At 38.1% G+C, this 13,531-nt stretch carries 14 protein-coding genes and 1 riboswitch; of the genes, 2 read left to right on the top strand and 12 right to left on the bottom strand.

Going from position 1 to position 13,531, the window contains the following annotated elements; translation table 11 throughout:
• The 11 genes from N7603_RS08520 to N7603_RS08570 form a co-directional block, all read right to left on the bottom strand.
• Nucleotides 1-1,585: permease-like membrane multi-spanning protein (locus tag N7603_RS08520; protein ID WP_262097012.1), on the bottom strand; the 1,585-nt coding region annotated here is incomplete at its 3' end.
• Nucleotides 1,585-2,298, bottom strand: a complete 714-nt coding sequence (locus tag N7603_RS08525; RefSeq protein ID WP_262097013.1) for an ABC transporter ATP-binding protein — start codon at nt 2,296-2,298, stop codon at nt 1,585-1,587. The genes N7603_RS08520 and N7603_RS08525, both read right to left, overlap by 1 nt.
• Before the next feature lie 112 nt (nt 2,299-2,410).
• Nucleotides 2,411-2,926 carry a folate family ECF transporter S component gene (locus N7603_RS08530; RefSeq protein ID WP_262097014.1) on the bottom strand — a complete coding sequence of 172 codons (516 nt, stop codon included), beginning with the start codon at nt 2,924-2,926 and terminating at the stop codon, nt 2,411-2,413.
• 41 nt (nt 2,927-2,967) lie between these two features.
• Nucleotides 2,968-3,086, bottom strand: a riboswitch (THF riboswitch).
• Nucleotides 3,087-3,108: 22 nt separating this feature from the next.
• Nucleotides 3,109-3,759, bottom strand: coding sequence for a uracil-DNA glycosylase (gene ung, locus N7603_RS08535; protein ID WP_262097015.1), 651 nt, complete (start codon nt 3,757-3,759; stop codon nt 3,109-3,111).
• On the bottom strand, nt 3,756-4,223 hold the full coding sequence (locus N7603_RS08540; RefSeq protein ID WP_262097016.1) for a GNAT family N-acetyltransferase: 468 nt from the start codon (nt 4,221-4,223) through the stop codon (nt 3,756-3,758). Before N7603_RS08540 ends, ung begins: the two co-directional genes overlap by 4 nt.
• Before the next feature lie 9 nt (nt 4,224-4,232).
• Nucleotides 4,233-5,402 carry a glycine C-acetyltransferase gene (locus N7603_RS08545; RefSeq protein WP_262097017.1) on the bottom strand — a complete coding sequence of 390 codons (1,170 nt, stop codon included), beginning with the start codon at nt 5,400-5,402 and terminating at the stop codon, nt 4,233-4,235.
• A 9-nt stretch (nt 5,403-5,411) separates the two neighbouring features.
• On the bottom strand, nt 5,412-6,452 hold the full coding sequence (gene tdh, locus N7603_RS08550; RefSeq protein WP_262097018.1) for an L-threonine 3-dehydrogenase: 1,041 nt from the start codon (nt 6,450-6,452) through the stop codon (nt 5,412-5,414).
• A 17-nt stretch (nt 6,453-6,469) separates the two neighbouring features.
• Complete coding sequence (locus N7603_RS08555; RefSeq protein ID WP_262097019.1) at nt 6,470-8,257, bottom strand: phosphoenolpyruvate carboxykinase (GTP); 1,788 nt, start codon at nt 8,255-8,257, stop codon at nt 6,470-6,472.
• Nucleotides 8,258-8,409: 152 nt separating this feature from the next.
• Complete coding sequence (locus N7603_RS08560) at nt 8,410-8,535, bottom strand: hypothetical protein (RefSeq protein WP_262097020.1); 126 nt, start codon at nt 8,533-8,535, stop codon at nt 8,410-8,412.
• Nucleotides 8,536-8,873: 338 nt separating this feature from the next.
• Nucleotides 8,874-9,887 carry a type I glyceraldehyde-3-phosphate dehydrogenase gene (gene gap / locus N7603_RS08565; protein WP_262097021.1) on the bottom strand — a complete coding sequence of 338 codons (1,014 nt, stop codon included), beginning with the start codon at nt 9,885-9,887 and terminating at the stop codon, nt 8,874-8,876.
• A gap of 116 nt (nt 9,888-10,003) precedes the next feature.
• The gene (locus N7603_RS08570; protein ID WP_262097022.1) at nt 10,004-10,762 is read right to left on the bottom strand and encodes an NAD(+)/NADH kinase; all 759 of its coding nucleotides are present in this window, start codon (nt 10,760-10,762) and stop codon (nt 10,004-10,006) included.
• A gap of 81 nt (nt 10,763-10,843) precedes the next feature.
• Between N7603_RS08570 and N7603_RS08575 the strand changes: the two genes are divergently transcribed.
• Nucleotides 10,844-11,392, top strand: a complete 549-nt coding sequence (locus N7603_RS08575) for a CYTH domain-containing protein (RefSeq protein ID WP_262097023.1) — start codon at nt 10,844-10,846, stop codon at nt 11,390-11,392.
• A gap of 108 nt (nt 11,393-11,500) precedes the next feature.
• A complete protein-coding gene (locus N7603_RS08580) occupies nt 11,501-12,583 on the top strand; it encodes a GMP reductase (protein ID WP_262097024.1) in 1,083 nt (360 codons plus the stop codon).
• Between the two features lie 356 nt (nt 12,584-12,939).
• On the opposite strand, the gene spx is transcribed toward N7603_RS08580, so the two are convergent.
• Nucleotides 12,940-13,404 (bottom strand): transcriptional regulator Spx, encoded by a 465-nt coding sequence (spx, locus tag N7603_RS08585; protein ID WP_262097025.1) that lies wholly within the window; start codon nt 13,402-13,404, stop codon nt 12,940-12,942.
• Between the last annotated feature and the right edge of the window lie 127 nt (nt 13,405-13,531).

The raw sequence follows: 13,531 nt of genomic DNA on the forward strand, positions 1-13,531 counted from the left end.
GCCTAAATTGTCTGTCAGCAACAGGTTTAAGATAATAGAATAAACCTAAACTGATGGCACCCATAAGAGAACCCATAATGAAAAGCGCGAGATTCATATCTAGAATTTGATTTAAACCATAATACCCAAATCCCGCAGTGACTAATAACCCAAATCCACCAAACACACCCAACATCGAAGCGATACTTTGTTTGATGACTTCGACTTCATTTTGGAAATCGAACTTCGGTATATAGAGATTGATATACGCATTTAAAATCGAAGATAGAACAGCCAAACTAATCATCACATAAAGCATAACGATTAAAGATAATGGATCAATATCTAGGTTATACCCAAGCATCACCATACTGAAGATGCCAATCGGTACAATCAAAATCAAATTGAAAAGAATCTTTGAAACCATAATGGTCTTTGGTTCAATCGGAAGACTCTTAATAATCCATAGGTTTTTACCTTCTAGGGATAAGCTAATGGCAGGTGTATAGGTCATTAAGATGGAGAATCCAAATAAAATTAGTAATAAAGGTTCTACTGGTAAATCGGCTTCGACTACAGAATCCAAAATCGTTTGAATATCGGACTTGAAAAAGAAGGATGCAATCCCTGCGACAATCAACAACACAGGACCTAATCCCGTATTGACGGCGTAGATGGGAATCGAAAAGTATTTCTTAATCTCTTTAATGACTAAAGTGAAGATGAGTCCTTTGGATTCAAAATTCACTTTTTTGTTTTTGGTGATATAACTCTTCGTTTGAGTTTGATTGGTTTTTTTAATTACTGGTGTGACTAAGATTACAAATAGCCCAAACACACCGAGTGAAACCAACACATAATAAAGCATGTGTAAGTGATTCAAATCGTGTACACCATCGATGTACCATTGAATGACTGGATAGACGTCAGAGAGTCCTTTGACCATGTTGATTTGACCTGTAAGTGGATTGACTTCGGTATCGTTCATCGAGAACGATAGTGCGAAGATGCCAAAGAATAGAACAAAGAGGAAAATGATGTTCAAAATCTTTGCGAAAGGTAACCGCTTGGTCACGTAATCTAGTCCTAAGGATAGAAAGGATAATAGTACAATTGGAATGAGTGGGGTTAATAGAAAACCCAGAATAAAATAGACGATGGCTAATAAAGATACGCCATTGAAATGGAAATAGGCAAACGCAATTGGTAAAACAATCAAAAATGATGTGATGTAAATCATCAAAAGCATCACAGTTATTTTGCCTAATATAACGGTATACGGTTTAAATGGGAGTGGTGCTAAGATATCGTAATCCTTATAGTGGAATAAATAGCCACTCGCTCGAAACAGCGCCATCATGACCGATAACCCAATCACATAGGTGACCGCGAAGGATAAGACCACATGGACTTGATTGATTTCATTCAAGACTTTGGCGAAATCAAAGAATAAAAAACCAAAACCAAACAGATAGGCTGCTAAAGCATAAACTAGAGCAAACCCAATCAAGATTGTTTTGCCTCTGTTTTGATTAAGGTTGAAACCAAAGAGTCGCTTTAAGGAAAAGTTTTCTTTAAATAAGACTTTAACGAGGTTTAAATACATTAGGCTTCACTCGCAATCTCCATAAATAGGTGTTCTAGGGACTGGTTCTTAATAATGTCTTGAGTATAACCTTGTGCAACAATTTTACCTTGTTTAATAATCGCGACTTTATTACAGAGTTTTTCAACGACTTCTAAGACGTGAGTAGAAAAGAATATACTAGAACCTTGTTCACAGAGTGCTTTGAATTCTTCTTTTAACAAGAACGCAGCCTTTGGGTCTAGTCCAACAAATGGTTCATCTAGTAACAACAATTTTGGTTTATGGATTAGAGCGCTGATGATGACTAGTTTTTGTTTCATCCCGTGTGAGTAAGACGAGATGGGGTGATTTAAAACCTGATCGAGTTCAAACTTCTTAGCATAGTTTTCAATCAAGCTTTTACGCTCTAATGTCGGTACTTTAAAAACGTCTCCGACAAAGTTTAAATACTCAATACCGGATAAAGATTCGTAAAGGTCTGGATTATCTGGAATATAGGCGATACGCTGTTTTACAGCAATGGCGTCTTTTTTCACAGAAAACCCATCTACGGTGATTTCGCCAGAATCAAAATCAATGATGCCTGCGATTGCTTTTAAAAGTGTGGTTTTACCTGCCCCGTTATGTCCAACAAACCCGAACAAATCGCCATTTTCAATGGTTAAAGAAATATTGTCGTTTGCCTTTTTGGTTTTATTGTATGTTTTTACTACAGAATCAATTATTAACATGTGTAATCACTCCTCAACACCATTATACATCATTTATCTAAATCATTGTCTTTAGGATTTATTTTCAATTTTTTCACACAAAAAAGCACCTTGGATGTAGGTGCTTTCAAAACTATTTTGAAACTAAGAAATCCTCGTATACAGGTTGTAAACGATGATTTAAATAGAATGTTATAAAACTCAAAATGCTTACATTGACGGGTAACATCAACAGTCTTAACGGCAAGTTCGCCATCGCATAAGCGCCCCACCCATACAAGAACATCGCGCCTGTATTCGCTGCGGTTGCGAATAGATGGGTAATGAGTAAAACAATCACAATCCGTTCTAAACGAGATTTGGACTTTAACAGCAAACCAGGAAGTGCTCCCCACGCCATCGCTGATAACGCAAATAGGAAGATATAGTCCCCATTAGGGGCTAATTGAAACCCAATAAAGTCACTGACAAATCCCATTAATAAGCCGTAAACTGGACCCAATAAAATGCCACCGATAATGAGTGGAATTGCGTAGTAAGGTAACCCAAAGTTTAACACGGGTATGAACTGCTTAACAATCACGTCTAACGCGATGGATAAAGCAGTTAGAATGCCAGCTAAAGCCAAAAACTTCACATTTTTTTTCAAAATAAAAGACCTCCATGTACTAGAGATCCACCATAAAAACTTACAGTGGACGCATAAGGAAACCGCCATGAAAAGGTAATAGGCCTAAACCATCCCTTTTATGTTCGTATCCACCCGACATCCCATGGTGAATCACTTAACGCTTCCTTATTACTCTGTAAGGGTATTGTATCATTTAATCATCATTCGTGCCACTTTATTGGAGAAACCCCCATTTTTTCTAAATAATCGTTACAAGATTTAAAGACACCACTTCCTGAAAACCCACGATAATTGGATAGCGGTGAAGGGTGTGACGTCTCAAGGACTGTGTGTTTCGGATTATTTAAGTACATTTTGTAGCTTCTCGCATGCGCACCAAACAAAAGAAAACAAATCGGTTGGTCCAATTGATTGATGGTTTTAATCACTTCTAATGTGAAAGTTTCCCAACCTTTATTTTGATGAGATAACGGCTTATTCGCTTCAACGGTTAAAATCGTATTCAATAATAAAACGCCTTGAGTTGCCCAGTGGGTTAAATCGCCATGTTTGGGCATTCTTACTGGGTATACTGATTCGATTTCTTTATACATATTGATTAAAGATGGCGGGATTGGTATCCCTTTAGGCACAGAGAAACACAAGCCATGAGCTTGTCCTTCGCCGTGGTAGGGATCTTGGCCTAAAATGACCACTTTTATTTGATCAAATGGAGTCAATTCAAAGGCTCTAAATAAATCTTCTTTCTTTGGATAAATCATCTTTTTTAACCGTTCTTCTTGAATGAATCGTTTGAGTTCTTTAAAGTATGGTTTCACCGATTCTTGTTCGTATAATGCTGTAAAAGTCATAGAGAAAGCTCCAATACATAATCATCCATCACGAAGCCTTTACCAATATCGGTGACTACTTCACTCGTGATTTGAAAGCCAAGTTTTTGATATGCTAAAATGGCTTCTGTGTTATGTTTATTTACTGTTAAATAAATCGGTTTATTTCGAGTTTTAAGTTTCTCTACAAAATCGCGTAAATACCCTTGATGACGGTATTCTTTATAAATATAAATCTTCGATAAGAAGACTTTTTCAGGTTCTTCTTTGATCGCTGTGAATCCAACAGGTTTATCTCCTTTAAGGATATAATACTCAAACCCTGAGTTGATTTGGTTTTTAATCGACTCTACCGATAAAAACGTCTCTAACATATAATTGATTTGTGCCTCTGACAACAAATCGCGATAAGCTTCTGTCCAAATTGTTTTGGACATTTTGGAGATTTTTCGAATATTTTCTTTCGTTTCTACCAATATAATCATCTTTCTACCTCACAGAATCTGCATTTCTTTCGCAGTTTTTTCAATGATATTTAACGCTTCATCCAAAATCGCTTTGGTATGTAAAGCGGAAACCATCAGACGAATACGGCCTTTGCCTTTTTGAACAGTTGGGAAAATAATGCCTGATACATATACACCATTATCTAACAACCGTTTAGAAAACGCCATCGTTTTTACTTCATCACCGATCATTATTGGGGTGATTGGGGTTTCAGAATGCCCAATATCAAAGCCCATCTTTTGAAGACCAGACTTGAGATATCTTGCATTGTCCCACAGCTTAAGAGTGTATTCGTTTGAACTTTCTAACATCGTAAAGGCTTCGATGATTGCAGCTGCAGCGGATGGTTGCATCGAGGTTGAAAATAGGTGTGGTCTAGAACGATGTAATAAGTAAGCCTTCATGGCTTTGCTGCCACATACATACCCACCGACAACACCAATGGCTTTGGATAGCGTACCAATGATGAAGTCTACTTGACCATGTAAATGAAAATGATCAACCGTGCCTCTACCTTGTTCACCTAAAACGCCAGACCCATGCGCATCGTCCACATAGGTAAGGGCGTTGTACTTTTTCGCGAGTCTCACAATTTCAGGTAGTTTTGCGAGATCACCATCCATCGAGAATACCCCATCTGTAATGATTAAAACTTGTTCATACTGATCACGTTTTTCTTTCAAGATGCGCTCTAAATCGAACATGTCGGAATGTTTAAAAACCGCTTTATCCGCTTTCGATAACTTCACACCATCAATAATAGATGCATGGTTTAATTCATCAGAGACAATCAAATCCTTATCCGTCGTGACTGCTTGAATGACACCTAAGTTACACAAGAATCCGCTTTGATAAACTAATGCTGCTTCTTCTTTTTTGAACTTCGCAATTTTATCTTCTAGTTCTTCATGGATACGCATGTTTCCAACAATTGTCCTGACGGCGCCTGAACCTACACCATAATCATCGAGTGCTTTTTTCGAGGCTTCGATTAGTCTTGGGTGATTTGCGAAACCGAGGTAGTTGTTCGAACAGAGGTTGATGACTTTCTTATGGTTGAGTTCGATGATGGCGTCAATCGGTGTATCGTTAATTGGCAGTTCACGGTAAATGCCTGCCGATTTGAGTTCTTCAACTTTCTTTTCTAAAAAATCCATTTGAACCTCCTAAGGAATGAGTACGACTTTACCACTATTTCCAGAAGCCATGATTCTAAAGGCTTCTTCAAAATCTCGCATGGAGATTACGTGTGTCACAATCTTATCTAAACGAATTTTCTTTGATTCTAAAAGGGCTGAGACTTGATCCCAGTTTTCATACATTTTACGTCCGGTGACGCCATAAATGGTAATGCCTTTAAAGACGATATCATTCGAAATATCGATTTCGATTTTTTCGGACGCAATCCCTAAAAGAGACATTGAACCGCCTTTTTTAATATACTTAAAACTTTGTTCAATGGCTTTTTTGTTTCCTGAAAATTCTGCAACCACATCTACGCCTAAACCATTGGTTTCTTTTAAAACGGCCTCGATGACGTCGGTATCTTTTGGATTAATGACGATATCTGCACCGAGTTCTCGGGCTAAGTTCATACGATAAGGGTTTACCTCAATCGCGATGATTTTCTTAGCACCAACCGCTTTCGCAACATTAATGCCCATCAAACCAATCGGTCCACAACCCACGACCGCGACTGTCTTGCATGAGATATCAAAATGTAACATCGTATGGACAGCGTTACCTAATGGTTCTAGTACAGATAAGAATTTTGGGTCAACCCCACTTTTATCAATGATGAGATTGGATTCTGGCATCCGGATGAATTCAGCGAAACAGCCATCACGGTCAACCCCAATGATTTGGGTGTTTTGACAAATGTGACCACGTCCGGTTCGGCAGAATTCGCACTGTCCACAGACAATGTGGGTTTCCGATGAAACAATATCATCGACTTTGACGCGATCGACTTTTGAACCCACCTTAACCACTCGGCCTGAAAATTCATGACCGACAGTTAATGGCGGGTTGAGACGATTCGCAGCCCATGGGTCCCACTGGTATATATGCACATCGGTCCCACAGAGGGACGCGGATAAGACTTCAATCAAGACCTCATGGTCTTTAAGCGTTTCAGGTACTTCTTTTTCTACTATACTTAAGCCTTTAGTACGTGATTCTTTAATGATTGCCATCATAGTTGCCATAGTGTTCTCCCAAACGTCTAAGCGTTTAATCGTGCGATTTGTTTTTCTAATTCGTCATAAAGTGCTTTAGGCATCTTTTCACCTAAAGAGTGATAATAGGCTTTTAAATCGATCATTTCTTGTTTCCAAGCATCTCGATCGACTTCAAATAAGCGTTTTAATGTGTCTAATTCTATCGATAAACCTTTGGTATCAAAATCATTTAGGTCAGGCATGATACCAATTGGCGTTTCGATGCCTTTGGCTTTACCTTCTGCGCGTTCAAATATCCATTTTAAGACACGTGAGTTATCGCCATAGCCTGGCCACATGAAGTTGCCTTTTTCATCTTTTTTAAACCAGTTTACATAATAGAACTTAGGTAGATTAGCAGATTTTGAACCTTCTTTCATGGTAAACCAATGGGATAGGTAATCTGCCACGTGGTATCCAATAAATGGTAACATCGCGAATGGATCACGTCTGACTTTGCCAATGTCATTGGAAATCGCTGCAGCAGTAATTTCAGACCCCATCATCGAGCCCATAAAGATACCGTGGTTATAATCATAGGATTCCGTGACAAGTGGAATGGTTGTCGCTCTTCTACCACCAACTAAGATGGCGCTGATTGGGACACCTTCTGGGTCATCGTATTCTTTAGCAAGATTGGGCGCTTGTTCAATCGCTACTGTAAATCTCGAGTTTGGATGGGCTGCTGGTGTAGTATCCCCTTTATGCCATACTTCTTTCTTCCAACTGATGAGTTTGTCTGGGGTTTCTCCCATACCTTCCCACCACACATCTAAGTCCTCAGTTAAAGCAACGTTAGTAAAAATCGTGTTCTTTTCAATGGATTTCATGGCGTTTGGATTGGTTTGATAGGACGTTCCTTTCGCAACCCCAAAGAAGCCTTTTTCAGGATTGATCGCGTAGAATTTACCATCTTTCTTCTTAAAAATCCAAGCGATGTCATCGCCAACAGTTTCAACCTTCCACCCAGGAATGGTGGGTACTAACATTGCGAGATTGGTTTTGCCACAGGCACTTGGGAAAGCACCTAAAATAAACTTAGAACTACCTTCCGGATTGGTGATTTTCAGGATGAGCATGTGTTCTGCCATCCAGTGTTCTGCTTGTGCAATCTTACTTGCGATACGTAATGCGAGGCACTTTTTGCCAAGTAATGCATTTCCACCATACCCAGAACCATAAGACCAAATCAAGCGTTCTTCTGGAAAATGGGCGATGTATTTTTCTTCAATCGGCGCACTTGGCCAGTCGATATCCGGTCTGTTATTGAGAGGGTAACCTACTGAGTGCATGCAAGGAACGAACGGTGCGCCATCTTCAATCATTCTAAGAATTTTAGAACCCATTCGGGTCATGAGCCTCATATTTAAAACCACATAAGGGGAATCGGTAATTTGAACACCAATTTGAGCAATTTTAGCGCCAACTGGACCCATGATGAATGGAATCACATACATCGTTCTACCTACCATAGAACCACTATACAGTTCAGTCATTTTTTCTTTTAAAGCTTTTGGTTCATACCAGTTATTTGTAGGTCCACTATCGGATTCTTTAATGGATGCGATAAACGTTCTGTCTTCTACCCTCGCGACATCAGAAGGGTCTGAGAAAAACGCGTAACTATTTGGCCTTTTTTCAGTATTAAGCTTAACTGCTTTCTTTTCTTTTACCAATTGGTCAATGAGTGTTTGATATTCGATATCTGACCCATTACACCAATAGATGTCCTTGGGTTGACACAGTTTAGCCATGTCAAAAATCCAGTTGGACAATGTTTCATTTTTGATCATTTCCTACCTCCAAAGTTTAGATTTACTCTTTATAGTAAAGCGTTTTCATTCTCTACTTTAATTATAACACTTGTGTCCCTTTTTTCTAAGAGAAAAAGGAACCAACTTTCCTAAAATAATAAACCGATACCTTAGTGATATCGGCTTAAAGATTATTTTCGATTCTTAATCGCGTCATTTGATCGTTTGGATGCGATGAAGAATACTGGTAATATAGTTGTCAAGAACGCAATGACTACACTGCTCGCTAAAAGTGAACTCCCTTTGACTTCTAACATTTCTTTGGCCTTATTTCATACAAATACATCCTAAAAAATACACCATTATTTCTATCGTATCGTAAATATTCATTTCAATTATACAAAAGTAAACTGTGAGAAAACAAGTTCTTTCGTAAATAATTATAAATACTTTACATATAAACAGAAAGTAAGTTCCATAAGAAGAACCTTTATTTCAATCAATAAAAGCCTTATAAAGCAATCCTATGGACAAAATGTTATCATTTATACCATTTTTAGATATTTAGCATGTAGTTCTATATTATGAATGAAGTAAAGCAAAACAACCAAAAAAAACACACTACCGAAGTAATGTGTCTTTAAATTGAATTAAATTATTTTTGGATTAATCCAGCGAAGTAACCAAGTGTTCTGATTAATTGGGTTGTGTATGTCATTTCATTGTCATACCAAGCCATAACTTTAACGACTTGTTTTTCACCTGCTGTTAAGATTTGGGTTGTGTTCGCATCGAAAATGGATGAACCACTACCAACGATGTCTGCAGAAACGATTGGGTCAGCAGTGTAAACTAAGGTTTCGTTAGATGCTTTAGCGAATGCTGCGTTGACTTCTTCTACAGATACATGTTTCTTAAGTTCAACTGAAAGGTCTACGATAGAACCAGTAATTGTAGGTACACGTAATGCAGTACCGTCTAATTTACCATTTAAATGAGGTAATACTTTACCAACAGCCTTAGCCGCACCTGTAGTAGATGGGATAATGGATGCTGCAGCTGCTCTACCACGACGAGTCATGTAACCCTTCTTGTGTGGTTGGTCCATCAAGGATTGGTCATTGGTGTAAGCGTGAACTGTAGTCATGAAGCCCCATTCAACGCCGAAAGCTTCGTCTAAGACTTGGATCATTGGTGCTAAGCAGTTAGTGGTGCAAGATGCGCTAGAGATAATAGTTTCAGAACCATCTAATACATTGTGGTTAACATTGTAAACGATTGTCTTGATTGTCTTTGTGTTAGCAGGTGCAGATAATACAACTTTCTTAGCGCCAGCTTTGATGTGTGCAGATGCTTTTTCTTCATCTAAGAATAAGCCTGTGCATTCTAGAACGACATCAACATTTAATGCGCCCCATGGTAAGTTATTAGGATCTTTTTCAGCGATGATTTGTGATTTAACACCATCAACAACTAAGAAGTTACCTTCAACTTTGACATCTCCATTGAATCTGCCTTGTGCAGTGTCATACTTTAAAAGGTATGCTAATTCATCTGCATTGGACAAGTCATTTAATGCTACCACTTGAAATTGTGGATTGTTGTGCATTAAACGGAATGCTAAACGGCCGATACGACCAAATCCATTAATTGCTACTCTAATAGCCATGTTAATAAACCCTCCTTATAGGTTTTTTTCTTTCCAAAGATATTTTATCACTTAATGCCCAAAAAACAAGGCATTTTACATTGCAAGATGATGCTTTATTGGATGTAAACGTTTTATTATTCCCCAATAAATGTATCTTTAATACGCACAGCGAAGACATTGTTCGAATTTTTCAAAAACTTTGCACTTTTATCGCTGATTTTTACTCGGATTTCCTTCACATTCGATAGACTTAGATGAAATCTATCGGCTGATAATTCAGTATCCACATTTTTCGGTTTAATGATGAATTCATGACGTTCCGATAAGACGATTGGATAAGCCATCCGGTGTTTGATGGTTTCAAAAGGAGCGGATAGAGTAAGTTGAACCGCTTTGATGTCGTGGTCCACAATTGCACCACCTAATGCATAATTATACGCTGTTGACCCTGTAGGTGTAGATATACAGATACCATTACCCCGTGTGTTCATAATCTCAATGTCATCGATGAATACTTTTGCTTCTAACATCTTGTGTTTACCTGAAACAAATACTTCATTCATCGCGTATCCTATGTGTCCATTGGTTTTATATTGAAGGAGTGAAAAGTTATTGGTTTGATAATCGGTTTTGAGTAAATCTAGTATGCCATCTAAGTCAGAGGGTAGAAACTCTGTATAGAAACCGATTGTCCCTGTATGGATGGATACGATTAAGACTTGATCTAAAATGTGACTATACTTTGAGATGACATTTAAGACCGTTCCGTCGCCACCAATCGAAAATACGACTTCTGGTGACACTTCGTCATAAGTACCTTCAATCTTTTCAACTAACGCTTTTCTAACAGCTAAACTTTCCGCGTTGGATTTATGTAATATTGCATATCTCATGGCATCATCTCCTAGTTATAAATATATCATAGTTCTTGATATTTTGGGCTAAATAGTACATAATAGTTACAGGTGATAAACATGAAGACGAACGTCGAAATCGAATTTAAAACGCCGTTAACTGAAACCCAATACAATGAATTGATTCAGAAGTTTGAATTAGACAACAACATATTCAAACAAACCAACTTCTACTTTGATTCAGAATCCTTGTTTTTCAGAAAACAAAAAACGGTTTTAAGAATTCGTAGAAAGCACAACAACTATTTTAAAGTGACTTTAAAATCACACAGTGATCAAGGAGCCTTTGAACAACATGTGCTCTTAGACGAAGCCCAAGCTTTATCGATGATCGAGCATGGTTTTAATACCAAAGCCTACTTTGACATTGACTGTGATGTGAAGTTAATTGGATCGCTCGATAACTATCGTGTATCCACCCCTTATAAAGATGGTGAACTCTTCTTTGATAAGATTGAGTATGCAGGTAAAGTCGATTACGAACTTGAGTACGAAGTCGATAATTACGAACTTGGTAAGAAGTGCTTTGAACATTTCTTAGAAACTCACAACATTGAAAACAGACCTGCCTTACGCAAGAGTGAACGCATTTACCAATTACAACCATAAGACCCTTCGTTGGGTCTTTCCTTTTTATGTAAACGTTATATCAAAAAAAACATACAAAAATATTATCAAATCGGCTATACTGTATGTGGAAATAAATAGGAGGCCTTTATGCGTATTGAACTAGATGAAAAGTTAGATTTTAGCGATGTATTGATTAGACCTAAAAGATCTACCCTCGCTTCTCGTAAGGAAGTAGACTTAAATCGCACGTATACCTTTAAGCACGCAGGACAAACCTGGAGTGGTATCCCGATTATGGCAGCGAACATGGATGGGGTCGGTACCCTCGATATGGCGAAAGCATTGGGTGAACGTAACCTATTTACATGTTTAGTTAAAAATTACACCAAAACTGATATCGAAGCAGCATTACCGAATTTGAATCCAACCACTTTCGCGGTTTCAACCGGTACATCAAAAGATGATTATCTGAATTTAAAATCCATCATTGATGAGAATCCGATGATTCAGTTTATATGCATCGACGTCGCGAATGGCTACTCAGAAGCGTTTGGCGAATTCGTCTCAAAAGTCAGAAAAGACTATCCAAAACACGTCATCATCGCAGGCAATGTCGTCACTGCAGATATGACACAAGAATTGATATTACGTGGGGTCGACATTGTTAAAGTCGGGATTGGGCCTGGGTCGGTCTGTACGACTCGAATCCAAACCGGTGTTGGTTACCCACAATTATCTGCCATCATTGAATGTGCAGATGCGGCCCATGGTTTAGGGGCACACATCATTTCAGATGGTGGTTGTACATGCCCTGGGGATGTTGCGAAAGCCTTCGGTGCTGGGGCTGATTTTGTCATGCTCGGTGGGATGTTTGCCGGACACAACGAAGGTGGCGGTAAAGTGATTACCGAATACCATGATACCCATCAAAAAGACTTAAAAACATTTGAACCTATTTATGAAGTCAGAAAGTTTGTTGAATTTTACGGGATGAGTTCTTCTACTGCGATGATCAAACATAAAGGTGAAGTTGCGGATTATAGAAGTTCTGAAGGTCGTACAGTAAAAATCCCATATAAAGGGGCTGTCGATACCACTATTAAAGACATTCTTGGTGGCATCCGATCAACCTGTACTTATGTTGGTGCGAAAACACTTAAAGACTTATCCAAATGTACGACATTCATTCGCGTACACCGTCAGTTTAACGATATTTATACCAGACACTAAAATGAAAACCACAGGTCATCCGCCTGTGGTTTTTTTTGATGTGAACACATCTTTTAGGGAGTGCAAGACTCAGTTGAAGCCATCCAAATGAGCCTTGTTTGAATCGTCGACTTTTCATCACTAAAAAGTCCCCACAACCTCTAAACATACACAAAAAGTGTCTAGTTTACAGGCACTTCTTTAATTAAAACCAAAAATATCATCTATAACAAATTGGATTAATTAGTTTTAATTATGGCATCGGATGAAAATACCAAACATATTATAGCGCAGGATTTATGGGTGGTCAATACAAAATGTGTAAACGATTACACATCTAAAGTAATCAGAAAAAAAACGATGTCATTCGACATCGTTCAATAGGACTTTTGTTGTTCTTTTTTGATTTCTTCAAAATATTTCTTAATGGCACTTTGATAGTCGCAAGTTTCACCTGCTGGACAATCTTGGCACATCACGAGTTGTCTTAAGCGTCTTGGAATAAAGACTCTAATTTCCTCATCATTGTATCCGACTTGCATCTTTTGATCATCTAGAATGATCGGACGCTTTAAAACGCTTGGATTGTCAATGATAAAATCTTTTAGCTGGTTGACAGACATCGATTCAACGTCGAGATTTTGTTCTTTAAAAATCTTCGAACGGGTTGAAATAATATCTTCAAATCCATTTTCTGCATTCCTAAGCATTAAATTGATATCATTCGCTGTAATACGATTCGAGAACAGGTTCTTCTCTTCGTAAGGTAAATGATGTTCCTCTAACCACTTTTTCGCTTTTCGACATGACGAACAACTTGGTGTAGTATAAATTGTAATCATAGTCTTCCCCTTCCTGGGTATAGGTATTATCCTATAGCACTTTCTGTTTATTTGATTGCTCATTCATTATATACGAAATATTTCTAATTAGCAATATTCGAAAACGATTTCAATGGGTTTATCCCAC

This window comes from Paracholeplasma vituli (assembly GCF_025446935.1).
Classification (GTDB): Bacteria; Bacillota_I; Bacilli_A; order Acholeplasmatales; family UBA5453; genus Paracholeplasma; species Paracholeplasma vituli.